General features: G+C 72.2%; 22 protein-coding genes. 11 read left to right on the forward strand and 11 right to left on the reverse strand.

Translation table 11 applies throughout. The annotated features are described in order from the left end of the window. Positions 1-82 precede the first annotated feature (82 nt). Positions 83-436, reverse strand: coding sequence for a VOC family protein (locus tag H295_RS0127815; RefSeq protein WP_028809814.1), 354 nt, complete (start codon positions 434-436; stop codon positions 83-85). Between the two features lie 58 nt (positions 437-494). Between H295_RS0127815 and H295_RS0127820 the strand changes: the two genes are divergently transcribed. After that, positions 495-1,367: a universal stress protein gene (locus H295_RS0127820; protein WP_020138641.1), complete on the forward strand. Its 873-nt coding sequence runs from the start codon at positions 495-497 to the stop codon at positions 1,365-1,367. Between the two features lies 1 nt (position 1,368). Here the strand turns inward: H295_RS0127820 and H295_RS0127825 are convergent, their stop codons facing one another. The 3 genes from H295_RS0127825 to H295_RS0127835 all read right to left on the reverse strand — a co-directional run bounded on the left by H295_RS0127825 (position 1,369) and on the right by H295_RS0127835 (position 4,226). Next, a complete protein-coding gene (locus tag H295_RS0127825) occupies positions 1,369-2,610 on the reverse strand; it encodes a DUF4032 domain-containing protein (protein ID WP_020138642.1) in 1,242 nt (413 codons plus the stop codon). Between the two features lie 40 nt (positions 2,611-2,650). Beyond that, entirely contained in the window at positions 2,651-3,397 is a 747-nt protein-coding gene (locus H295_RS0127830; RefSeq protein WP_028809815.1) for an MBL fold metallo-hydrolase, read from the reverse strand. 199 nt (positions 3,398-3,596) lie between these two features. Next, entirely contained in the window at positions 3,597-4,226 is a 630-nt protein-coding gene (locus tag H295_RS0127835) for an alpha-ketoglutarate-dependent dioxygenase AlkB (protein ID WP_020138644.1), read from the reverse strand. A gap of 129 nt (positions 4,227-4,355) precedes the next feature. On the opposite strand from H295_RS0127835, the gene H295_RS0127840 reads away from it, so the two are divergent. Further along, complete coding sequence (locus tag H295_RS0127840) at positions 4,356-4,982, forward strand: TetR/AcrR family transcriptional regulator (protein WP_020138645.1); 627 nt, start codon at positions 4,356-4,358, stop codon at positions 4,980-4,982. A gap of 17 nt (positions 4,983-4,999) precedes the next feature. Continuing rightward, on the forward strand, positions 5,000-6,673 hold the full coding sequence (locus H295_RS0127845) for an FAD-binding dehydrogenase (RefSeq protein ID WP_020138646.1): 1,674 nt from the start codon (positions 5,000-5,002) through the stop codon (positions 6,671-6,673). On the opposite strand, the gene H295_RS0127850 is transcribed toward H295_RS0127845, so the two are convergent. After that, entirely contained in the window at positions 6,670-7,020 is a 351-nt protein-coding gene (locus H295_RS0127850; protein ID WP_020138647.1) for a DUF488 domain-containing protein, read from the reverse strand. The two genes, H295_RS0127845 and H295_RS0127850, sit on opposite strands and share 4 nt — an antisense overlap. A 141-nt stretch (positions 7,021-7,161) precedes the next feature. On the opposite strand from H295_RS0127850, the gene H295_RS0127855 reads away from it, so the two are divergent. The 5 genes from H295_RS0127855 (at position 7,162) to H295_RS0127875 (ending at position 12,395) form a co-directional block, all read left to right on the forward strand. After that, on the forward strand, positions 7,162-8,547 hold the full coding sequence (locus H295_RS0127855) for a M1 family metallopeptidase (protein ID WP_020138648.1): 1,386 nt from the start codon (positions 7,162-7,164) through the stop codon (positions 8,545-8,547). A gap of 41 nt (positions 8,548-8,588) precedes the next feature. Next, positions 8,589-9,338, forward strand: coding sequence for a L,D-transpeptidase family protein (locus tag H295_RS0127860; RefSeq protein ID WP_028809816.1), 750 nt, complete (start codon positions 8,589-8,591; stop codon positions 9,336-9,338). A 19-nt stretch (positions 9,339-9,357) separates the two neighbouring features. Then, on the forward strand, positions 9,358-10,059 hold the full coding sequence (locus H295_RS0127865; RefSeq protein WP_028809817.1) for a response regulator transcription factor: 702 nt from the start codon (positions 9,358-9,360) through the stop codon (positions 10,057-10,059). Continuing rightward, positions 10,056-11,876: a sensor histidine kinase gene (locus H295_RS0127870; protein ID WP_020138651.1), complete on the forward strand. Its 1,821-nt coding sequence runs from the start codon at positions 10,056-10,058 to the stop codon at positions 11,874-11,876. The genes H295_RS0127865 and H295_RS0127870 overlap by 4 nt, the downstream gene beginning before the upstream one ends. Before the next feature lie 69 nt (positions 11,877-11,945). Next, a complete protein-coding gene (locus H295_RS0127875; protein WP_020138652.1) occupies positions 11,946-12,395 on the forward strand; it encodes a DUF6098 family protein in 450 nt (149 codons plus the stop codon). Between the two features lie 117 nt (positions 12,396-12,512). Here H295_RS0127875 and H295_RS0127880 read toward each other — a convergent pair whose 3' ends face one another. Then, positions 12,513-12,767, reverse strand: a complete 255-nt coding sequence (locus tag H295_RS0127880; RefSeq protein WP_020138653.1) for a WhiB family transcriptional regulator — start codon at positions 12,765-12,767, stop codon at positions 12,513-12,515. 109 nt (positions 12,768-12,876) lie between these two features. Continuing rightward, positions 12,877-14,097 carry a saccharopine dehydrogenase family protein gene (locus tag H295_RS0127885; RefSeq protein ID WP_020138654.1) on the reverse strand — a complete coding sequence of 407 codons (1,221 nt, stop codon included), beginning with the start codon at positions 14,095-14,097 and terminating at the stop codon, positions 12,877-12,879. 114 nt (positions 14,098-14,211) lie between these two features. Here H295_RS0127885 and H295_RS0127890 point away from each other — a divergent pair, with 114 nt between their 5' ends. Next, a complete protein-coding gene (locus H295_RS0127890) occupies positions 14,212-14,916 on the forward strand; it encodes a TetR/AcrR family transcriptional regulator (RefSeq protein ID WP_020138655.1) in 705 nt (234 codons plus the stop codon). A gap of 17 nt (positions 14,917-14,933) precedes the next feature. Here the strand turns inward: H295_RS0127890 and H295_RS0127895 are convergent, their stop codons facing one another. Beyond that, positions 14,934-15,827 (reverse strand): LysR family transcriptional regulator ArgP, encoded by an 894-nt coding sequence (locus tag H295_RS0127895; RefSeq protein WP_020138656.1) that lies wholly within the window; start codon positions 15,825-15,827, stop codon positions 14,934-14,936. Positions 15,828-15,893: 66 nt separating this feature from the next. On the opposite strand from H295_RS0127895, the gene H295_RS0127900 reads away from it, so the two are divergent. Both H295_RS0127900 and H295_RS0127905 read left to right on the forward strand, forming a co-directional pair. Further along, positions 15,894-16,511, forward strand: coding sequence for a LysE/ArgO family amino acid transporter (locus H295_RS0127900; RefSeq protein ID WP_020138657.1), 618 nt, complete (start codon positions 15,894-15,896; stop codon positions 16,509-16,511). A gap of 110 nt (positions 16,512-16,621) precedes the next feature. Continuing rightward, complete coding sequence (locus H295_RS0127905; RefSeq protein ID WP_028809819.1) at positions 16,622-17,920, forward strand: MFS transporter; 1,299 nt, start codon at positions 16,622-16,624, stop codon at positions 17,918-17,920. Between the two features lie 22 nt (positions 17,921-17,942). Here the strand turns inward: H295_RS0127905 and H295_RS0127910 are convergent, their stop codons facing one another. From H295_RS0127910 to H295_RS0127920, 3 genes are all read right to left on the reverse strand, one after another. After that, the gene (locus tag H295_RS0127910) at positions 17,943-18,398 is read right to left on the reverse strand and encodes a cyclic nucleotide-binding domain-containing protein (RefSeq protein WP_020138659.1); all 456 of its coding nucleotides are present in this window, start codon (positions 18,396-18,398) and stop codon (positions 17,943-17,945) included. 255 nt (positions 18,399-18,653) lie between these two features. Continuing rightward, the gene (locus H295_RS0127915) at positions 18,654-20,132 is read right to left on the reverse strand and encodes an aminotransferase class I/II-fold pyridoxal phosphate-dependent enzyme (RefSeq protein ID WP_020138660.1); all 1,479 of its coding nucleotides are present in this window, start codon (positions 20,130-20,132) and stop codon (positions 18,654-18,656) included. Positions 20,133-20,166: 34 nt separating this feature from the next. Further along, on the reverse strand, positions 20,167-20,403 hold the full coding sequence (locus tag H295_RS0127920; RefSeq protein ID WP_020138661.1) for a hypothetical protein: 237 nt from the start codon (positions 20,401-20,403) through the stop codon (positions 20,167-20,169). Positions 20,404-20,520 lie beyond the last annotated feature (117 nt).

Here is a 20,520-nt window from a genome sequence, read left to right on the forward strand (position 1 = left end):
GTTCGATCGCCCGGCTTCGCGCCGGGATGACGGACCCTGCCGGGGTCAGGCTCGGCGCCGCCCCGGCACGCGGAAGCGCGGGTTAGGCCCGGCGCTCGCCCAGCACGCAGAACTCGTTGCCCTCGGGGTCCAGGAGCGTCACCCACGACTGCTCGCCCTGCCCGATGTCCGCGCGCTGCGCGCCCAGGGCCAGGAAGCGGGCGACCTCGGCCTCGTGGTCGTCGGGCCGGAAGTCGAGGTGGAGCCGGTTCTTGACGGTTTTCGCCTCCGGCACCGGCACGAACAGCAGCCCCGGGATCCGGTCCTTCTCGGGACGGATCTCGAACTCGTCGGGGGAGTCCTCGACCACCACCCAGCCCAGGGCCTCGGCCCACCAGCGCCCGAGGGCGGCGGGGTCGGCCGAGTCCACGATCACTTGCTCCCATTCCAAGGTCATTCCGGCAGCGTAGTGAAGACTGGGGTCCTACGTCACCGCGATAAAAGGAGGCCACCGCATGCCCGGCCCGATCACCGCTGGCATCGACGGAACCGAGGAGAGCCTCGCCGCACTGGGCTGGGCCGCCCGGGAGGCGGTCCGGCGGGACACCGGGCTGCGGGTGGTGCACGCCTGGCGGTTCCAGTCGTACGAGGGGATCGACGCCGGCGACCGGGACACCCAGGCGGGCTGGGCGCGGGACGCGATGACCGAGGCCGTCCGGGCCGTCACGGGGCGGCACACCGGTCTCGAGGTGGACACCGACCTGGTGGAGGGCGGCAGCGTGGACGTGCTGGTCGCCGCCGCGGCCGACTCCGAACTGCTCGTCCTGGGCTCCCGCGGGCACGGCCCCGTGGTCGGCTTCCTGCTGGGCTCGGTCGGGCAGCAGGTGATCGCCGAGGCGACCCGGCCCGTCGTCCTGGTCCGCGCCGGCGACCGGGGCTCCGCGGAGGCCGCGGGGCACGAGATCGTCGTCGGTCAGGAGGGCACCCCGGAGGACAGTGCCGAGACCCTGCGGTTCGCCTTCGAGACGGCGGCCGCCCGGGGAGCCACGGTTCGTGCCGTGCGGGCCTGGACGCTGCCGCCGGTGTTCGCCTACAGCCCCGGTTCGCTGAAACTGCTCGACGAGGCCGGCGGGCTGGAGCCGTACGAGAAGAAGGCCCTGGCCACCGCGCTCCAGCCGTGGCGGGAACGCTTCCCCGACGTGCCGGTCGCCGAGCACGTGGAGATGGGCAGCGCCGGCCAGGTGCTGCTGTCGATGTCGGCACGGGCGCAGCTGATGGTCGTCGGGCGCCGGGCCCGCCGTACCGCCGTCGGCGCCCGCATCGGCTCGGTCGCGCACGGCGTGCTGCACCACGCGGACTGCCCGGTGGCGGTGGTGCCGCACACCTGAGTCACTCGGCGGTGGCGGGGGTGGGCTGGAGCGTCTCGCGGGCCTTGGGAAGGATGTTCGTGATGTAGTCCTCGACGGCCGTGTCGAGCCCGATGTCGTGCTGGGCCCGCTCGGACAGGTACCAGCGGTGTTCGAGCAGCTCGTGGTAGATCTCGGCCGGGTCCATCGAGCCGCGCATCTCCAGCGGTACGGCCCGCACGGTCGGCCGGAAGACGTCCCGCACCCACCGGTGCGCGAGCACCTCCGGGCGGGCGCCGAGAGGGTCGCCCGGGGCGTAGTCGTCCTGGGTGGCCATCCAGCTCTCCAGGTCGTTGAGCAGCCGCCGGGCCTGGTTCTCCTCGGTGTCCAGGCCGGTCAGGCGCAGCAGCTGGCGCTGGTGGTGGCCGGCGTCCACGACCTTCGGCACGAACGTGACCGAGTCGCCGTTCGGGGCGTGCTCGATCTGCATCTCGGCCACGTCGAAGCCGAGGTCGTTCAGCCGCCGGATCCGGCGCTCGATGAAGTGGTACTTGCCCGCCGGGTACACCGACCTGCGGGTCAGCTCGTCCCACAGGCTGCCGTAGCGCGAGCAGATCTCCATGCCGAACTCGATGGCGTCCACGGAGGGGTGCAGCGCCCCCGAGGCCTCCAGGTCGAGCAGCTCGCCGCTGATGTTGACGCGGGCGAGGTCCAGGTCGTAGTCCCGCTGCCCCGGGCTGAGCTGCGGATGCAGGTCACCGGTCTCGGCGTCCACCAGGTAGGCGGCGTAGGCGCCCGCGTCGCGCCGGAACAGGGTGTTGGACAGGGAGCAGTCGCCCCAGGCGAACCCGGCCAGGTGCAGCCGGACCAGCAGGACGGCCAGGGCGTCCATCAGGCGGTGCATGGTGGCGGGCCGCATGGTCGTCTCGAACATCGAGCGGTACGGCATCGAGCCGCCCAGGTGCCGGGTGACCAGCACCGACTCCAGCGGGGCCTCGTCGGCGTCGACGCGCCCGGTGACCACGGCCAGCGGGTCGACGGCGGGGATCCCGAGCCGGTCCAGGTCGCGGAGCAGCTCGTACTCGCGCAGCGCCGGGCGCTCGGCCAGCTCCTTGACGGCGATGACCTCGTCGCCGGCGCGCGCGTAACGCACCACGTGCCGGGATATGCCGCGCGGCAGCGGGACCAGGACCTCCTCCGGCCACTCCTCCAGCGGCAGATGCCAGGGCAGTTCGAGCAGGAGCGCGGGGTGCTCCGGGTTCGTCGCGCTGATCTGCAGTGCCATGGTGCGGTGTCCTTGTCCGGCCGGTGATCGTCACCTCACCTTAGAGGGCGAGGTCCCGGGCCTGAAGTGCCGCTTCACGGACCGGACCGCGGTGGAGAGGACCGTGCCCGGGAAGCAGTGCGTCGCCCTCCAGCCCGGCGAGGACCTCCAGGGAGGCCACGGCACGCGCGCGTTCGTGGTGGAACATGTCCGGCAGCAGTTGGGGCCCCTTGACCCGGGACGTGGGGTGGCCGCTCACCAGGGCGTCGCCGGAGATCAGCACCCCGCGCTCGGGGAGGTGGAAGGCGCAGTGCCCGTCGGTGTGGCCCGGCGTGTGCACGGGCACCGGACGGCCGGGCAGGTCCAGGGCGCCCTCGGCGGGGAACGGCTGCGGGGAGGCGACCGGCACATGGGCCGTGCCGCCCACGCGGATCGCGTGCACCGCCCACGGCAGCACACCGGGCCGCCAGCCGTTCTTCAGGACCGTCCCCACGGACACCTGGTGCAGGAAGTCCCGCCGCGCGTGGGGCACTTCGGCCTCGTGCAGATAGACCGGCGTGCCGTAGGCGGTGCGCAGGTACTCGGCGGAGCCCAGATGGTCGTTGTGGGCGTGCGTGACGAGTACGGCGGTGACGGCCTCCGGTGAGCTGCCCACCTCGGCCAGGGAGGCGAGCAGCTGCTCCCGGTCGCCCGGGTAGCCGGTGTCGACGAGCGTGGCCGAGCTTCCCTCGGTCAGGATCACCCAGTTGGTGTTGCTGCCGTGCACCAGATAGGTGCCGTCCGCGACTTGCTGCACGCCCGCGCTCATGATCGCCCCGCCCGCTGAGTACCTGCCCGACGGCACCCAGCAAAGCAGACGCTCAGCCGATCCGGAGCGCCGGGTACCGGTCCTCCAGCGCTCAACTTCCCCTGCACTTCAGGGGCCTGCTCCCGGCGGGTCGGGACTGCCTCCGGCACCGTCCGCCGGAGGCAGCCCCCGCGTGCCCCGAAGCGGCCGCCTCTCCGCCTCAGTGCACGCCGTGCGGGCGGAACTGGATGCTGATCCGCGGTCCCGTCGCGCGCGTGGTCTTCGGTACCGCGTGCTCCCAGGTGCGCTGGCAGGAGCCGCCCATCACGATCAGGTCGCCGTGGCCCAGCGGTCGCCGTACCGTCTCGCCGCCGCCGCGCGCCGGCCGCAGCAGCAGGTCGCGCGGCGCGCCCACGGACAGGATCGCGACCATGGTGTCGTAGCTCCCGCCCCGCCCGCCCCGGTCGCCGTGCCAGGCGACGGAGTCACGGCCGTCCCGGTAGTAGCAGAGCCCCGCCGTGGTGAACGGCTCGCCGAGCTCGTCGGCGTAGTGCGCGCCGAGCGCCTGCCGCGCCTCCTCCAGCACGGGGTGCGGCAGGGCGTCGTCCGCGCGGTAGAAGGCCAGCAGCCGCGGTACGTCGACGACGTGGTCGTACATCGTGCGGCGCTCCGCCCGCCAGGGCACCTCGTCGGCCAGCTGTGCGAACAGGGTGTCGGAGCCGGTGAGCCAGCCGGGCAGTACGTCGATCCAGGCGCCGAGGCCGAGCAGGGTACGGCGGATCCCGTCGAGGGAGCCGAGCCGCAGCTGGTCGGTCTGGTCGAAGAGGGAGCCCTGGAGGTGCGCGGTCATGGATCCAGCGTACTCCTGATTCGAAAATCTGTTCCAATGACATCCCGGCGAGATGTTCGGCCTTCCAGTGCACCGGCCTTTCGATACATCGATGTATCGGATACATTCGCGTATCGAATGGAGGCGGACATGGCGGTGGAAGAAACGGCCAGGCGCGTGACCAAGCGCCGGGTCCGCACCCGTGCCAACCTGCTCGACGCGGCCTTCGCGGTCTTCGCCGCCAAGGGCTTCGGCCGGGTGTCGATCGAGGAGGTCTGCGAGGCCGCCGGATACAGCCGCGGGGCCTTCTACTCGAACTTCGACAGCCTCGACGAGCTGTTCTTCGCGCTCTACCAGCAGCGCGCCGACCTCATCGCCGAGCAGGTCTCCGGTGCCCTCGCCCTCGACGGCCCCGGCCTCGACGTGCCGGCCGCCGTCGACAGGGTCACCGACGTACTGCTCCTGGACCGGGAGTGGCTCCTGGTGAAGACCGACTTCCTGGTGCACGCCGCCCGCGCGCCCGAGGTCGCCCGGACCCTGCTCGAACACCGGGCCCGGCTCCGGAGCGCGATCGCCGACCGGCTGGCACGCACACGTGGGCACGCCGTACTGCCCGCCGTGCTGGTCGACGTCGAGGGTGCCGCCCACGCCGTGGTCGCCGCCTACGACGGGGTCACCGTCCAACTGCTGCTGGACGGGGACCTCGAGCGGGCCCGCGTCTGGCTGAAGCAACTGCTCACCGCGCTGCTCACCGACGGCAGCGACACCACCGTATGAGGGAAGGGACGGTCGCCATGGATGCCGACGTCATCGTCGTCGGAGCGGGGCTCGCGGGCCTGGTCGCCGCGCACGAACTCACCAGCCGCGGCAGGAGGGTCGCACTGGTCGACCAGGAGAACGCCGCCAACCTCGGCGGCCAGGCCTTCTGGTCCTTCGGCGGGCTCTTCCTCGTCGACTCCCCGGAGCAGCGGCGCCTCGGCATCAAGGACTCCCTCGACCTCGCCTGGAGCGACTGGCAGGGCAGCGCCGGGTTCGACCGCGTCGACGACGAGGACTCCTGGGCGGTGCGCTGGGCGCGCGCCTATGTCGAGTTCGCGGCCGGGGAGAAGCGGTCCTGGCTGGAGGGGCACGGCATCAAGTTCCTGCCCACCGTCGGCTGGGCCGAGCGCGGCGACCTGACCGCGCACGGACACGGCAACTCCGTGCCGCGCTTCCACATCGCCTGGGGCACCGGCACCGGCGTCGTCGAGCCGTTCGTCGGCTACGCCAAACAGGCCGCCCGTGACGGACTGCTGACCTTCTACCACCGCCACCAGGTCGACGAGCTGGTCGTCGAGGACGGCACCGCGCGGGGCGTGCGCGGGACGGTTCTCGCCCAGGACGACTCCGCGCGCGGGGTGGCCTCGAACCGCGACCCGATCGGTGACTTCGAACTCACCGCCCAGGCCGTCGTCGTCACCACCGGGGGCATCGGCGCCAACCACGACATCGTCCGCCGCTACTGGCCCGAACGGCTCGGCACCCCGCCCGCCGAGATGGTCACCGGCGTGCCCGCGCACGTCGACGGCAGGATGCTCGACATCAGCGAGAACGCGGGCGTCCGCCTGGTCAACCGCGACCGCATGTGGCACTACACCGAGGGCATCCGGAACTGGGACCCCATCTGGCCCGGCCACGGCATCCGCATCCTGCCCGGGCCGTCCTCCATGTGGTTCGACGCCCTCGGCCGCCGGCTGCCCGACCCGTGCCTGCCGGGTTACGACACCCTCGGCACCCTGAGGCACCTGCGCACCACCGAGGACATCGCGGAGCACGGCCACTCCTGGTTCATCCTCACCCAGAAGATCATCGAGAAGGAGTTCGCCCTCTCCGGCTCCGAGCAGAACCCCGACATCACCGCCAAGGACCGCGCGGGCTTCCTCAAGGAGCGTGTCCTCGGCAAGGGCGCGCCAGGGCCGGTCGACGCGTTCCTGCGCAAGGGCGCGGACTTCGTGACCGCCCCGAACCTGGAGCAGCTCGTCGAGAAGATGAACGGCCTGACGGACAAGGCCCTCCTCGACGCGGCCTCCCTCCGCCGCCAGATCGAGGCGCGCGACCTCCAGATCGCCAACTCCTACAGCAAGGACGCCCAGGTGCAGGGCATCCGCAACGCCCGCCGCTACATCGGCGACCGCCTCGGCCGGGTCGCCACCCCGCACCGCATCCTCGACCCCGCGGCGGGCCCCCTGATCGGCGTCAAGCTGCACATCCTGACCCGCAAGACCCTCGGCGGCATCCAGACCGACCTCGACTCCCGCGCCCTCGGCCTCGACGGCAAGCCGCTCGAAGGCCTCTACGCGGCGGGCGAGGTGGCCGGCTTCGGCGGCGGCGGCGTCCACGGCTACAACGCCCTGGAGGGCACCTTCCTCGGCGGCTGCCTCTTCTCGGGCCGCGCGGCGGGGCGCGCGGCGGCGAAGCAGGTCGGCTAGGGCTCCAACAGGCGTACCAGGACCGTGGCGTGGCTCTGCTCCGGTGTCTTCGACGCCGTCAGCAGGGTCATGTCGCCCTGGCGCGCCGACTCCCTCAGCCGGTCCAGGGACTCGACGGCCTCGGGCGCGGCCAGCTCCGACTCGTACCGCTCGGCGAACTCCTCGTAGGAGCCCTCGCCCGCGTGGTACCAGCGGCGCAGTTCGGTCGACGGGGTGAGGGCCTTGGGCCATTCGTCCACGCGGGCCGCGTCCTTCGACAGGCCGCGCGGCCACAGCCGGTCGACCAGGACGCGGACGCCGTCCGCGGGCTCGGGCGGGTCGTAGACACGGCGGACGCGCACGCTCACGGCAGGCCTCTCGACGAAGTGCTCGGTGTGCCCGGAGCGTACTGTCCGACCTGCCGTGACTTGACCTGATCATGGGTGAGTCGCACCGAGCCCGGCCTTTAGGGTGAGGCGACCATTCGCCCCCCATCCGTAGGAGCGCACGTGCCGAAGGCCGCAAGACGCACCTTCGTCCTCGTCACCACCCCCGTCGCCCTCGTGGCCCTGATCGGCGCCGCGGCACCCGCGGCGACGGGTTCCAAGGGAGTGGGAGACCCCTACTTCCCGCTCGCCGGCAACGGCGGCTACCACGTCGAGCACTACGACCTGACACTTGGCTACGACCCCGGCACCCGGCATCTCGACGGCAAGGCGGTCCTCACCGCCCGCGCCACCCAGCGCCTGACCCGCTTCGACCTCGACTTCAAGGGACTGACCGTCACCGGTCTGACGGTCGGTCACGCCAAGGCCGCCTTCCGCCGCGACGGACAGGAACTCGTCGTCACCCCGCGGCACGCCCTGAGCAAGGGCGAGCGCTTCTCCGTGACGGTCACCTACAAGGGCAAGCCGGGCCCCGTGAAAGACCCGGACGGCTCGCTCGACGGGTGGATCCCGACCGACGACGGGGCCTTCGTCGCCGGGGAGCCGCAGGGCGCGATGACCTGGTTCCCGGCGAACAACCACCCCAGGGACAAGTCGTCGTACGACTTCACGATCACGGTCCCCAAGGGGCGCACCGCGGTCGCCAACGGTGTGCTGCGCTCCCAGCGGACCGCGCACGGCAAGACCACGTTCCGCTGGCGCCAGAGCGAGCCCATGGCCGCCTACCTGGCCACCGCGACCGTGGGGAAGTTCAAGGTCGAGCAGTTCACCACCCGCGACGGCATCCGCGTCTACAACGCCGTCGACGCGCGCGAGGCGGCCGCCGCCGCTCCGGTCCTCAAGAAGCTGCCCTCCGTCCTCGAGTGGGAGAGCAAGCTCTTCGGGCGCTACCCGTTCCGTGCCGCCGGGTCGATCGTGGACCACGCCCCGAACGTCGGCTACGCGCTGGAGACCCAGTCCCGTCCCGTCTACGACCGGGCGCCCGACCTGAGCACCCTCGTCCACGAGAACGCCCACCAGTGGTTCGGCGACTCCGTCTCGCTGACCTCGTGGAAGGACATCTGGCTCAACGAGGGCTTCGCGACCTACGCGGAGTGGCTGTACGCCGAGCAGCACGGCGGCGACAGCGCGCAGAAGTCCTTCGACGACCTCTACGCGAAGCCCGCGAGCGACGAGCTGTGGGAGTTCCCGCCCGGCAACCCCGGCAGCGGCGGCAACATCTTCGGCACCCCCGTCTACGCCCGCGGCGCCATGACCCTGCACGTGCTGCGCACGACCGTGGGCGACCGGGCGTTCTTCGGGATCCTGCGCGCCTGGGCGGGCGGACACCGTGACGGCCACGGCACCACCGCACAGTTCGAGCGACTGGCGGAACAGGTCTCGGGGAAGAAGCTGGACGGACTGTTCAAGACCTGGCTCTACACCCCGGGAAAGCCGAACCGCCCCTAGAACCTGACGAGTTTCTTACAACTGTCGGTCAGAGTCGCATCATGATCACACGCAGAACCCATGTGGCCCTGCTCGCCGCGTCCGTGCTTCTGACCGGATGCGGCGGCGGTGCCCTGGCCAGTACGGAGGGCGCGCCCGCGCCCGCACGCGAGACTCCGGAGCCGGCACCCACGCCGTCTCCGGAGAGCTCCGTCGAGGCCGCTCCCCGGCAGATACCCGGCCTCGGCCCGAAGACCTGGGCGAAGGTACCGGCCGACGCCCGGCAGGCCGTCGTCGTCACCGGAAGGAGCCGCGACTCCTCGGACTCGACCTTGGTCCTCCACCAGCGCACCGAGGCAGGCTGGCAGGCCGGCGAGAGCTGGCCCGCGCACAACGCCCTCAAGGGCTGGACCGACCACCACCTCGCGGGCGACCTGCGCTCACCGATCGGCGTCTACACCCTCACCGACGCCGGAGGACTGTTGAGGAACCCCGGCACGAAGCTGCCGTACGACCGCTCCGGCAGCTTCACCGCACCCGGCACCGGCTTCGAGGGGGAGCCGCTGGCCGGGTCCTTCGACTACGTGATCGCCATCGACTACAACCGGCGACCCGGCACCTCGCCCCTGGACTGGACCCGCCCGATGGGCGCGGGCCGTGGTGGCGGGATATGGCTCCACGTCGACCACGGCGGCCCCACCCACGGCTGTGTGAGCATCTCCGAGGAGCACATGAAGGAACTGCTCCGCGTCCTGGACCCCGGCCTCCATCCCGTGGTCGTCATGGGCGACGGCCCGTCCCTGGCCCGCTGAAGCGCTTAGGATCCGCCGGGTGTGCGCACATGTGCTGGTCGCCGAGGACGACGAGATGCAGGCCGAACTCATACGGCGGTCCCTGCTCGCCGAGGGGCACACCGCCACCGTGGTCCACGACGGGCGGGCCGCCCTGGACGCGGCCCGGCGGATCGCCCCCGACCTCGTCGTCCTGGACCTGATGCTGCCGGTGATCGACGGCTTCGGGGTGTGCCGGGTGCTGCGCCGGGACGCCGACATCCCCGTCGTGATGCTCACCGCCCGGTCCGCCGAGGACGACGTCCTGCTGGGCCTGGAACTGGGCGCCGACGACTACATGACCAAGCCGTACAGCCCGCGTGAGCTGATGGCCCGCATCCGGACCGTCCTCAGACGCAGCGGCCGGGGCGTGGACACCGGACCGCGCGAGGACCCCGTCGTGCGCGCCGGTGACCTCGGCGTCGACCCCGCACGGCACGAAGTCCACTGCGACGGGGCGCCGGTGGAGTGCACGCCGGCCGAGTTCGAGATCCTGCTCGCCATGGCCGCCGAGCCCGAACGGGTCTTCTCGCGACGGCAGTTGCTGGAGGTGACCCGGGGTACCGACCGGGCCTCCACCGAACGGGCCGTGGACGTGCACATCATGAACCTGCGCCGCAAGATCGAGGCCGATCCGCGCCGCCCGGCCCGGCTCCTCACGGTGTTCGGCGTCGGCTACAAGCTGAGCGGCGGCCGCGGATGACCCCCTGGCGCCGGCGGCGGCCGAGCGTGCGGATACCCCTGCACAAGCGGCTGCTGGTGCGGTTGCTGATCACGTCCGGGCTCATCGCCGTGTGCTCGGTGGCCGCGACGGCCTGGCTGGCCGTGGCCACCACCACCCAGGCCCTGCGCGAGGAACAGGGGCAGGCGCTCGCCGACGACATGGAGGTCCTCGCCGACCTCAGCGGGTACGCGGCGACCCACCCCGACTGGACCGGCGTGACCGCCACCGTGCGGAGACTGTCCGAGCGGACCGGCCGGCGCATCGCCCTGACCACCCCGGACCGCCGGATCATCGCCGACTCCGCGCCGCGCGGCACGTCCCTGCCGCCCGGCGCGGCCGCCGCCGTGGACCCGCTGCACACCGACACCTACAGCGAGCGCGGTGCCCAGATCCCCGGCATCGACCCGCGAGCGGTGGGCCCGTACCGCCTCCCCGAGAAGGAACGGGACACGGTCGCCACCCTGGCCCACAAGCGGCAACTGTGCTTCTCCCGGCACGGTCTGGAGACCCGGCTGAAGCGGACCCCCAGCGGACGGACGGTCCTCACCGACCCGGACAGCGGTTCCGCCCCGGCCTACGTGCCCGACGCCTGCGCCGACGGACTCCTCAACACCCCCACCCCGACGGAGGAGAAGGCGACCGAAGCGCTCCAGGGCCTGGCCCGCGGCTGCCTGGTCAAGGCCGGACTGAGCGGTGGGATCGCCGTGCCGGTCGGGAGCGAGCTGGGCGGGGTGGACGCGCGTGACCCCCTGCCCGGAAATCTCGGCGACAAGGAGAGACGCCTGGCCCAGCCCTGCGTCGACGAGGCCCGCCGTACCCAGCTCGACCCCTACGTGGCACCCGCGGCCGAACTCTTCCTCGGCACCGGGGACACCCCGGCCGTGCTCTTCGACATGTCCCCGGGCAACAAGGCCAAGGTCGTCGGCACCGCCGCCCTGGTGCTCGCCGTCACCGTCGCCGCGACCGCCCTGGTCGCCGGCCGGCTCGTACGGCCACTGCGGGCGCTCACCGCGGCGGCCCAGCAACCGCCCGAACTCCACGTCCGGGTGCCCGTCACCACCCGGGACGAGACCGGCATCCTCGCCGCCGCCTTCAACGACCTCACCGAACGCCGCGAGCGCCTCGAGGCCCAGCGCAAGGCGATGGTCAGCGACATCGCCCACGAACTGCGCAGCCCGCTGACCAACATCCGCGGCTGGCTGGAGGTCACCCGGGACGGCGTCGTCGCACCCGACCCGGCGCTGCTCGCCTCCCTGCACGAGGAGTCGCTCGTCCTCCAGCGCGTCATCGACGACCTCCAGGACCTCGCGGCCGCCGACGCCGGCACGCTGCGTCTGCACCGCGAGCCGGTGCGCTGCGACGAACTGCTCCAGCAGGTGGCGGCGGCCCACCGGGTCGCCGCCCAGGTGGAGTTGCGCACCCGGGCCGAGGACGCGCTGTGGCTGGACGCCGACCCCGTCCGGATGCGGCAGGCACTCGGCAACCTGGTCTCCAACGCCCTGCGGCACACCCCGCCCGACGGCACGGTCACCCTGTCCGCGCGCCGGGACGGCGACGAGGTCGTGCTGGCGGTCGCCGACACCGGCTCGGGCATCGCCCCTGAGGACCTGCCGCACGTCTTCGACCGGTTCTGGCGCGCGGAGAAGTCCCGCAGCCGCCGTACCGGAGGCTCCGGGCTCGGGCTGCCCATCGTCCGCCATCTGGCCGCCGCCCACGGCGGCACCGTCGACGCGGCGAGCGAGCCCGGCAAGGGCAGTGTCTTCACGCTGCGGCTGCCCGGGGGCCCGACACCGTAGCGAGGTCCCCGATTCCCTCCGTGGCCTGCGGGTACTCCGTACCACCGCGAGGGAGAGGGAGGTCACGGGATGGGTGTGCCGGACGGGCTGCCGGTGGTGCGGACACTGGCGGAACTCGCGGACCTGGCCGGGCGGTACGAGCGGCTGTACGTCCGCTGGTCGCGCGGCCCCGAGGTCGACCTGGCCCGCTCCTCCAGCACCGACGACCTCACCGGTGTGGCCCTGCCGGGGCTCTCGGCCAACCCGCTCGACATGGAGGAGTGGTGGCAGGGGCGGCCGGCGCGCCTGTGGGTGGCCCGCCGTCTGTACGACTACTCCCATCTGCCGCACGACAAGGGACCCGGGGTACGTCCCTGGGTGCTCCAGGGGCACGAGCGGGGCCGGGGACCGGACAACGAGCCGCTCGTCGCGGACGTGCGGCCGATGTGCTGGATCGATCCCCGGGTCATCGACGAGGCACGGGACGCGGTGGACGGCCAGGAGACCGCCTGGGGCCCGCTGCGCCGTACGGGCCCGTGAGCGCGCGGCCAGGACTGCGGCTGCCGACGCGGGCGCGGGCCCGGTTCGACGCCAGGTCCGGACTCGCTGCCGAACCGGACCTGGCGCCGAACCGGGCCCGCCGTCGAACCGGCCCGCTCAGCCGGACCTTCTCCGTGCGGCACTCGCCCGCCGCGCCATCGCGCGGCGTTCCGTCTCGCTGGTGCCGCCCCAGACGCCGATGCCCTGTCCCGTCTCCAGGGCCCACTCGAGGCACTGCTCCTGGACGGGGCAGCGCCTGCACACGGACTTGGCCTGCTCCGTCTGTCCCACAGCGGGTCCGGTGGTGCCGATCGGGAAGAAGAGGTCGGGGTCCTCATGGCGGCACGCGGCATGGGTTCGCCAGTTGTCCATCAAAAGTCACCTGCGATCGAAGTCGTACGTGCCCTCGTGCATCCCTTACTCGCTTTCGGGTGACCTGTCGATGCGCGGTGAAACAAACGGGTCCCGTGGGACCGTCCGGTCACTGCTCGCGGATGCCCCACGGGGAGCCGTACGCGGTCAGCAACTCCAGGAAGGGGCGGGCCGGGAAGGCCTCCGGCCCCAGGACGCCGGTGCCCGACCAGGCGCCGCCGGCGAGGAGTTCGAGGGCGACGACCGGGTTCACGGCCGTCTGCCACACCACCGCCTGGCTGTCGTACTCCGCCATGGACCACTGGTTGTCGACCACGTGGTAGAGGTACACCTCGCGCGCCGAACCGTCCTTGACGCCCTTCACCCACGTCCCCGCACAGGTCTTGCCGTGCATGCGCTCGCCCAGCGTCGCCGGGTCGGGCAGACAGGCGGCGACGACGTCCCGGGGCGAGACCGCGACCGGCCCCGCGGCGCTCGGCACGGTCACCGGCTCGGTGCGGTCCAGGCCCAGCAGGTGGAGTGTCCTCAGTGTCTCGACGAACTCGCGGCCGAGGCCGTACTTGAAGGTGACCCGGCGGGCGCCGACCCAGCGCGGGACGAGCAGCACCTCCTCGTGCTCCACGTTGACGCACTCGACCGGGCCGATCCCCTCGGGGAAGTCGAAGACCTCGGGCTCGCTGAAGGGTTCCGTCGTGAACCAGCCGCGGTCGGCCTCGTAGACCACGGGCGGGTTCAGGCACTCCTCGATGGTGGTCCAGATGCTGAAGGAGGGCGCGAAGTCGTAGCCGTCGACGGTGAGGTTCGCTCCGTCGCGGACACCGATCTCCTCGATCTCGTCGAACAGTTCGTCGGCCGCGTACCGGGCGAAGACGTCGGAGAGTCCCGGCTCCACCCCCATGCCGACCAGGGCCAGTCGGCCCGCCTTCTCCCACTCCTCGGCCAGCGCGAACTGCTCGTCGCCGAGCTTGACCCCGCATTCCTCGTAAGGCCGTTCAGGGTGCGGACGCGACAGGGACATCGCCATGTCGACATAGGTCGCCCCGGCGGCGCCGGCCGCCCGGAACAGGGGCATGACGAACCGGGGATCGGTGGCGTTGAGCAGGACGTCACAGCCGTGCCGCTCCAGCAGCGCGGTCACCGCCGACTCGTCGCTCGCGTCCACGCGCTCGGCGGTGAACCGGCCGGCCCGATCGCCGAGCGCCGCGACGGCGGCCTCGGCGCGTGCCGGGTCGTAGTCGGCGACGACCATCGCGTCGAAGAAGGGGCGGCGGGCGGCGATCCGGGTGATGGCGGTGCCGACACCGCCGGCGCCCACGAGCAGGACACGCATGACGATAACTCCCTGTTTCGGGTCGAAGGTCGCGGATGTAACGGGGGCCCCTGCTGGAGATACAACGCCTCGCGCTCGTTTAAGGTCAATGGCGTTGGCATAAGGAGGCCGGTGATGCCCAAGCCCGTCGTCCCCGAGGAGAAGCGCCGCCGCCGCAGGCCCACCAGGAGCGGCACGGTGCTGTCGGAGGGGCTGATCGTCGAGACCGCCCTGCGCATGCTCCGCGAGCACGGCAGCACCGGTCTCACCGCCCGCCGCCTGGGCCTCGCCCTGGACGCCGACCCGAGCACGCTGTACCGCTACTTCCGCGGCATGGACGACCTGACGCTGGCGATCGGGGACGCGCTGATCGGACAGGCACTGGCGGGCTGGGAGCCGGCGGGGGAGTGGCGGCGGGACCTGCGCGAGGTGGGCCTGCGCATCCACGCCGCGTACGTGGCCCACCCGCAGGCCGCCCTGCTGACGACGAGCAGGGTCACCGGCCGGGCGAACGAACTGGCGGCGGACGAGGCTGTCCTCGACGTGCTGCGCACGGCGGGCCTGCCGCTCCCCGACACCGTCCGCGTCTACCACGCCTTCATCGACCAGACGCTGGCCTTCGCGGCGCTGGACGCGGCGTCCCTGGCCCTGCCGAGCGCGGCGCTCCGCGCCGATGAGAACCAGTGGCGCTCCACGTATGCCCGCCTGCCGGACGACCGGTACCCCCGTATCGCCGAGGCGGCCCCCCTGCTGGCGGTTCGCATGGTCACCAGCGCCTACCCGACGGCTCTGGACATGATCCTCGACAGCGTGGAGAAGCAGCTCGGTGGCGCCCCTTGAGGCCACCCGACGGCAGGTCATCGCAGGGCCGCTGAAGCCCCCGCGGCCACCGCCTGCGCCACCGCGGCCAGCGCGGGCGAGTCCAGCTTCCACTGCTGCCAGTACAACGGGACGTCGACCGGCCGGTCCGGCGCCAGTGCAACCAGCCGTCCCTCCCGCAGCAGCGTGCCTGCTTGCACCTCCGGCACCATCCCCCACCCCAGCCCCAGCGCGACCGCCTCGACGAACCCCTCCGACGTGGGCACCGCATGCCGCACCGCGCTCGCACCGGCGAAACCCAGCTCCCGCAGGAACCCGTCCTGGATGTCGTCGCTCCGGTCGAAGGTCACCACCGGCACCTCTCCGAGCCCGGCGACCGACGCCCCGCCGAGCCACCGCTCGACGAACTCCGGACTCGCCGCCGCCTGATAGCGCATCCGCCCCAGCAGCCGCACGGAACACCCCGCCACCGCTTCCGCCGAGGACGTCACCGCCGCCATCACCGCTCCCTCCCGCAGCAGTTCCGCCGTCCGCTTCTCGTCCTCGCGCAGCAGCTCGAAACGGAGCCGGTCCCTTTCGGGGACCCGGGCCAGGGCCTCCAGGAACCAGGTCGCCAGCGAGTCCGCGTTCACCGCGACCGAGACCCGGGTGACCTCCCCCTCGCTCGGCATCCCCAGCTCGGCGAGCGCGTCCCGTTCCAGCCGCGCCAGCTGCCGCGCGAAGCGCACCACGACCTCGCCCGACTCGGTCACCCGCACCGGCTTCGTCCGCACCAGCAGCACCCGCCCCGTGCGCTGCTCCAGCGCCTTGACCCGCTGGCTCACCGCCGACGGCGTCACATGCAGGGCCGCCGCCGCGGCGTCGAAGGTGCCCTCGTCCACCACGGCGAGCAGCGTCCGCACATGGTCCAGAGGCAGTTCGGTCATCATCATATCAACTAATGATACGTAAGAATCTTTAGCTGTACCTAAGGTGATCGTCTCCGTACCGTCGAAGCCATGCCAGCCTCCCTGTCCGCCGCTGCCGCCGGTTTCGGCACCGGCCTCTCGCTCATCGTCGCCATCGGCGCCCAGAACGCCTTCGTCCTGCGCCAGGGGATCCGCCGCGACGCGGTCCTCGCCGTCGTCGGGATCTGCGCCCTGTCCGACGCCGTGCTCATCGCTCTCGGCGTCGGCGGGGTCGGAGCCGTGGTGGTCGCCTGGCCGGGCGCGCTGACCCTGGTCGGCTGGATCGGCGGCGGTTTCCTGCTCTGCTACGGCGCCCTCGCCGCCCGCCGGGTCCTGAGGCCGGGGGAGTCGGGGCTGCGGACGGAGGGCGAGGCGACGGGCTCCCGCCGCCGCGCGGTGCTGACCTGTCTGGCGATGACCTGGCTCAACCCGCACGTCTACCTCGACACGGTGTTCCTGCTCGGCTCCGTCGCCGCCGACCGGGGCCCGCTGCGCTGGACCTTCGGGGTCGGCGCGATGCTCGCCAGCCTGTGCTGGTTCGCCGCCCTCGGGTTCGGGGCCCGGCTGCTCAGCGGCTTCCTCGCCAGGCCGGCCGCCTGGCGGTTCCTGGACGGGCTGGTCGCCGTGACGATGATCGCCCTCGGCGCCGCCCTCGTGGCCGGAGCGTGAAGCCCCGGCCCTGGTGTCCCACAAGCTGAGACATCGCGCTTCGAACTCCTGGGCGGTGCTGCGATAGTGAACCCCGGACCCGATAGATGTAACGAGCAACCAGGATGCGCGTGGACACCGGCGAGAGCAGCACCGAACCCCAGACCCCCCTCGCGGACTCCGCCCCACCGCCCCGGCGCGGCTGGCGCCGCTGGGCCATGGACACCCGCCCGCTGCGCATCCCGGCCTACCGCCGCCTGTGGAGCTCGACGATCGTCACCGCCGTCGGCAGCCAGCTCACCGCCGTCGCGGTGCCCAAGCAGATCTACGACATCACCGGCTCCTCGGCCTGGGTCGGCGCCGCGAGCATGGCCGGGCTGCTGCCGCTGATCGTGTTCGCGCTGTGGGGCGGCGCCATCGCGGACACCATGGACCGGCGTAAGCTGCTCCTGATCACCAACAGCGGCATCGCCGTCACCTCGGTCCTGTTCTGGCTCCAGGCCGTGACCGGACTCGACTCGGTGGCCGCCCTGATGGGTCTGCTGGCGGTGCAGCAGGCCTTCTGGGGTCTCAACTCCCCGGCCCGCAACGCCTCCATCGCCCGTCTGGTGCCCGAGGACCAGCTGCCCGCCGCCAACGCCCTCGGCTCCACCGTCATGCAGACCGGCCAGGTCATGGGCCCGCTGCTCGCGGGTGTCCTGATCCCGGTCATCGGTCTGCCGGAGCTGTACCTCCTCGACGCGCTCGCGCTGTGCGTGACGGTCTGGGCCGTGCACCGGCTACCCTCCCTGCCGCCGCTGGCGACGGCTCTGGCCCGCCGGGCGGGCGTGCGCGAGATCGTCGAGGGTTTCCGGTACATCTCCGCGCACAAGGTGCTGCTGCTGTCCTTCCTCGCCGACATCGTCGCCATGGTCTTCGGCATGCCCCGGGCGCTGTTCCCGCAGCTCGCCTCCGAGACCTACGCCTCCTACGGCTCGGGGTTCGCGCTGGGCCTGCTGTTCGCCGCCATCCCGATCGGCGCCGTGGTGGGCGGGCTGTTCTCGGGCACGTTCTCCCGGGCCCGGCGGCACGGCTGGATGGTCATCGGCGCGGTCGTCGCCTGGGGCGCGGCCATCACCGGGTTCGGGCTGAGCCGCAGTCTCTGGCTCGCCGTGGTGTTCCTGGCGGCGGCCGGGGTCGCCGACATGGTCTCGATGGTCTTCCGCGGGGCCATCCTGCTCTCCGCCGCCACCGACGAGATGCGCGGCCGCATGCAGGGTGTCTTCACCGTCGTCGTCGCGGGCGGCCCGCGCCTGGCCGACGTCCTGCACGGCACCGCGGGATCGGTCTTCGGACCGCGCGCCGCGGTGTCCGGCGGCGGCCTGTTGGTCGTCGCCGTGATGCTGGGCCTCGCCTTCGCGTTCCCGGCGCTGCGCCGCTACCGGATCTGAGCCCCGCGAGAGCGTCCCGCGCCTACAGCGAGCTCCTGCGGCGCGAGCCGTACTGCTCCATCAGCTTGCCGCGTGTCGTCTCCAGCCGGTGGGCGAGGATCTCCGCCACGCTGCGCACCAGGACCATCCCGAGCTGGGGATCCTCCTCGCACAGCCGCAGCACCGCCGCCGCGTCGAACTCGTAGGCCCGCACCGGGCTGAAGGCCTCCGCGCCGAAGTCCCACCGGTACGGCGGGAACAGCCAGGACCAGCCGAGCAGGTCGCCGGAGCCGAGCCCGGCGACGGTGACCCGGTGCTGGGGGGTCACCTGTTGGGTGAGCGAGACCGCCCCGGAGCGGATGACCCAGAAGCGGTCGGCCGTGCCGCCCGCCTCGAAGATGTGGTGGTCCTCCGGGAAGGAGACCTCCCTGGCGAGCGTCATCAGGCTCTGGCGCTGCGGCTGCGGCAGAGCGTTCAGCAGTTTCGTCGCTTTGGTCATGACGCGGGGCTCCTCGCCGGCCAGGGATTCCGGTGTTGTGCCTATGCCCATTTCAGCGGCTGCCGCCGTCCGGGGCACCTCGGCGGAGGTGAGGACCTGCCCACGGCATGGAAAAGCCCTGGCTGGACGGGGGAGGCCAGCCAGGGCAGTCAGAGGTGGTGCGGAGGAGGGTGTCGACCCCGTCACCACGTATGGATGAACCGTAAACCATCCATGGTGATTTCGCGCAATCCGGTGCGGGGTGAGTGACCGGTTTCACTCGGAACCGGTGTTTACCACCCTGATCGTCTCCAACGTCGCATCGGCCGGATCGGGGAGGTTCATGCCCGCGGCCAACCCGGTCCGCAGATACTCCAGCACCGGCTCGGTCAGCAGCTCGCCGGGCAGCACGGCCGGGATCCCCGGCGGATACGGCGTGACCATCTCCGCCGCGATCCGTCCCGCGGCCTCGCCGACCGGAACGTTCCCGGCCGGCCCGAAGAACGCGTCCCGGGGCAGCCGCACCTGCTCCAGCCGCAGCTCGGACGGCGGCGGCACCGCCACCCGCGGCGCGGGCCCCAGCTCCGGCGCGACCCGGACCAGATCCCGGAGCGCGTCCAGCAGCTGGCCGGTGGTCTCCTCGTCGTCGCCATGGGTGATCTGCATGCCGATACGACGGTGATCGGTGAGGTGGGCATCGATGCTCCGGTGCTCGCGCAGCCAGTCCGCCGCCTGATACCCGGTGATCCCGAGCCCCGTGACGTCGATGACACCGGGCAGCGGATCGAAGTCGTCGGCGAGACCGGGCCCGCAGAAGTCGTCCCGGTCGTTGACGTGCAGCCCCTCGATCTCCTCGATCGCGGCCCGGACCCGGGCCGCCAGGTCCAGCGCCCCGCCCATCAACTCCTTGCCATGCAGGGCCATCTGCCGCCGCCAGCCGTCGATACCGGCGTACAGCAGCACCGAGGGACTGGTCGAACCCAGCAGGTCGGCGCGCATCTTCAGCAGGTCCGGCGGGACGAGATCGCCCTGGAGGTGGAACACGGACCCCTGTTCGAGACCGCTGCCCATCTTGTGGATGCTGGTCACGCAGATGTCGGCGCCCGCGTCCATGGCCCAGGTCGGCAGATCGGGGTGGAAGGGCAGATGCGCCCCCCAGGCCTCGTCCACGATCAGGGGCACCGACCGGCGGTGGCACACCTCGGCGATGTCCTCCAGCGCCGCGCAGCCGCCGTACGGCGTCGGGCTGACGACGAGGGCACCCTTCGCGTCGGGGTGCGCCTCGAAGGCCTGCTCGAAGTCGGCGGCGGACGGCGGATGGGCGAGATGGCGTTCGGCATCCCACCGCGGCTCGACCCACACCGGTTCGATCCCGGACAGGATCAGCCCCGACACCACCGACTTGTGGGCGTCCCGCCCGATCAGCAGCTTCTCGTGCGGGCCCGCGACGGCCAGCATCGCCGCCTTCACCGACAGGGAACTCCCGCAGGTGGTGAAGAAGGTGTGCTCCGCGTGCACCGCGTCGGCCAGCAGCTCCTCGGCACGCTCCAGCACCCGCCCGCGGGTCAGCCGGTCGTCCAGACCGCCCGAGGCCAGCACATCGCCGAGGAAGACCGCGTCGCCCAGCACCTCCCGCACCGCGGGGTCGGCCCCACGAGCCTGTTTGTGGCCCGGCGGAGCGAACGCCAGCTGCCCCTGACGGTGGAAATCGGCCAGGGCCTGCAGAACCGGTGCTTCGGTGTGGTCGACAGTCATGGGCCGCCGGGTGCCCAGAGCAGGCCCGCGTCAATCAGTCCGCGCCGGACCCCGTCGACGGCCCCCGGCTGCCCGGCCGCAGCACCTCGTCCAGCACCCGGGTCACCGCCTCGTAGGCCAGCGTGCGTACGGCGGCGTCCCGGGCGGCGCCCGTGTCGCTGGGGCCGAGCTCCTCGCTGCGGGCCCGCCAGGACCGCTCCTCCTCGGCCGCACAGGCCCGGGCACGCCGGATCCGGCGCAGCAGTTCGTCTGAGTCCACGACATCCGTCATGCAGACCGCGTACCCGCCCTGCGCCGACGAATGACCCGGACAGGCACCCGAAACGGGGAGGTTTGACCAGGCGCGCAGAGGTCAGCCGATTACAGGAGGCCCATGGAGAGCGCGCAC

Source organism: Streptomyces sp. 351MFTsu5.1 (assembly GCF_000383655.1).
In the GTDB taxonomy this organism is placed as follows: domain Bacteria; phylum Actinomycetota; class Actinomycetes; order Streptomycetales; family Streptomycetaceae; genus Streptomyces; species Streptomyces griseorubiginosus.

Bases quoted from the DNA above. Each gene is read 5' to 3' on its own strand.
- H295_RS0127815 (WP_028809814.1), bottom strand. From the start codon at position 436: ATGACCTTGGAATGGGAGCAAGTGATCGTGGACTCGGCCGACCCCGCC.
- H295_RS0127820 (WP_020138641.1), top strand. From the start codon at position 495: ATGCCCGGCCCGATCACCGCTGGCATCGACGGAACCGAGGAGAGCCTC.
- H295_RS0127825 (WP_020138642.1), bottom strand. From the start codon at position 2,610: ATGGCACTGCAGATCAGCGCGACGAACCCGGAGCACCCCGCGCTCCTG.
- H295_RS0127830 (WP_028809815.1), bottom strand. From the start codon at position 3,397: ATGAGCGCGGGCGTGCAGCAAGTCGCGGACGGCACCTATCTGGTGCAC.
- H295_RS0127835 (WP_020138644.1), bottom strand. From the start codon at position 4,226: ATGACCGCGCACCTCCAGGGCTCCCTCTTCGACCAGACCGACCAGCTG.
- H295_RS0127840 (WP_020138645.1), top strand. From the start codon at position 4,356: ATGGCGGTGGAAGAAACGGCCAGGCGCGTGACCAAGCGCCGGGTCCGC.
- H295_RS0127845 (WP_020138646.1), top strand. From the start codon at position 5,000: ATGGATGCCGACGTCATCGTCGTCGGAGCGGGGCTCGCGGGCCTGGTC.
- H295_RS0127860 (WP_028809816.1), top strand. From the start codon at position 8,589: ATGATCACACGCAGAACCCATGTGGCCCTGCTCGCCGCGTCCGTGCTT.
- H295_RS0127870 (WP_020138651.1), top strand. From the start codon at position 10,056: ATGACCCCCTGGCGCCGGCGGCGGCCGAGCGTGCGGATACCCCTGCAC.
- H295_RS0127875 (WP_020138652.1), top strand. From the start codon at position 11,946: ATGGGTGTGCCGGACGGGCTGCCGGTGGTGCGGACACTGGCGGAACTC.
- H295_RS0127880 (WP_020138653.1), bottom strand. From the start codon at position 12,767: ATGGACAACTGGCGAACCCATGCCGCGTGCCGCCATGAGGACCCCGAC.
- H295_RS0127885 (WP_020138654.1), bottom strand. From the start codon at position 14,097: ATGCGTGTCCTGCTCGTGGGCGCCGGCGGTGTCGGCACCGCCATCACC.
- H295_RS0127890 (WP_020138655.1), top strand. From the start codon at position 14,212: ATGCCCAAGCCCGTCGTCCCCGAGGAGAAGCGCCGCCGCCGCAGGCCC.
- H295_RS0127895 (WP_020138656.1), bottom strand. From the start codon at position 15,827: ATGATGATGACCGAACTGCCTCTGGACCATGTGCGGACGCTGCTCGCC.
- H295_RS0127900 (WP_020138657.1), top strand. From the start codon at position 15,894: ATGCCAGCCTCCCTGTCCGCCGCTGCCGCCGGTTTCGGCACCGGCCTC.
- H295_RS0127910 (WP_020138659.1), bottom strand. From the start codon at position 18,398: ATGACCAAAGCGACGAAACTGCTGAACGCTCTGCCGCAGCCGCAGCGC.
- H295_RS0127915 (WP_020138660.1), bottom strand. From the start codon at position 20,132: ATGACTGTCGACCACACCGAAGCACCGGTTCTGCAGGCCCTGGCCGAT.
- H295_RS0127920 (WP_020138661.1), bottom strand. From the start codon at position 20,403: ATGACGGATGTCGTGGACTCAGACGAACTGCTGCGCCGGATCCGGCGT.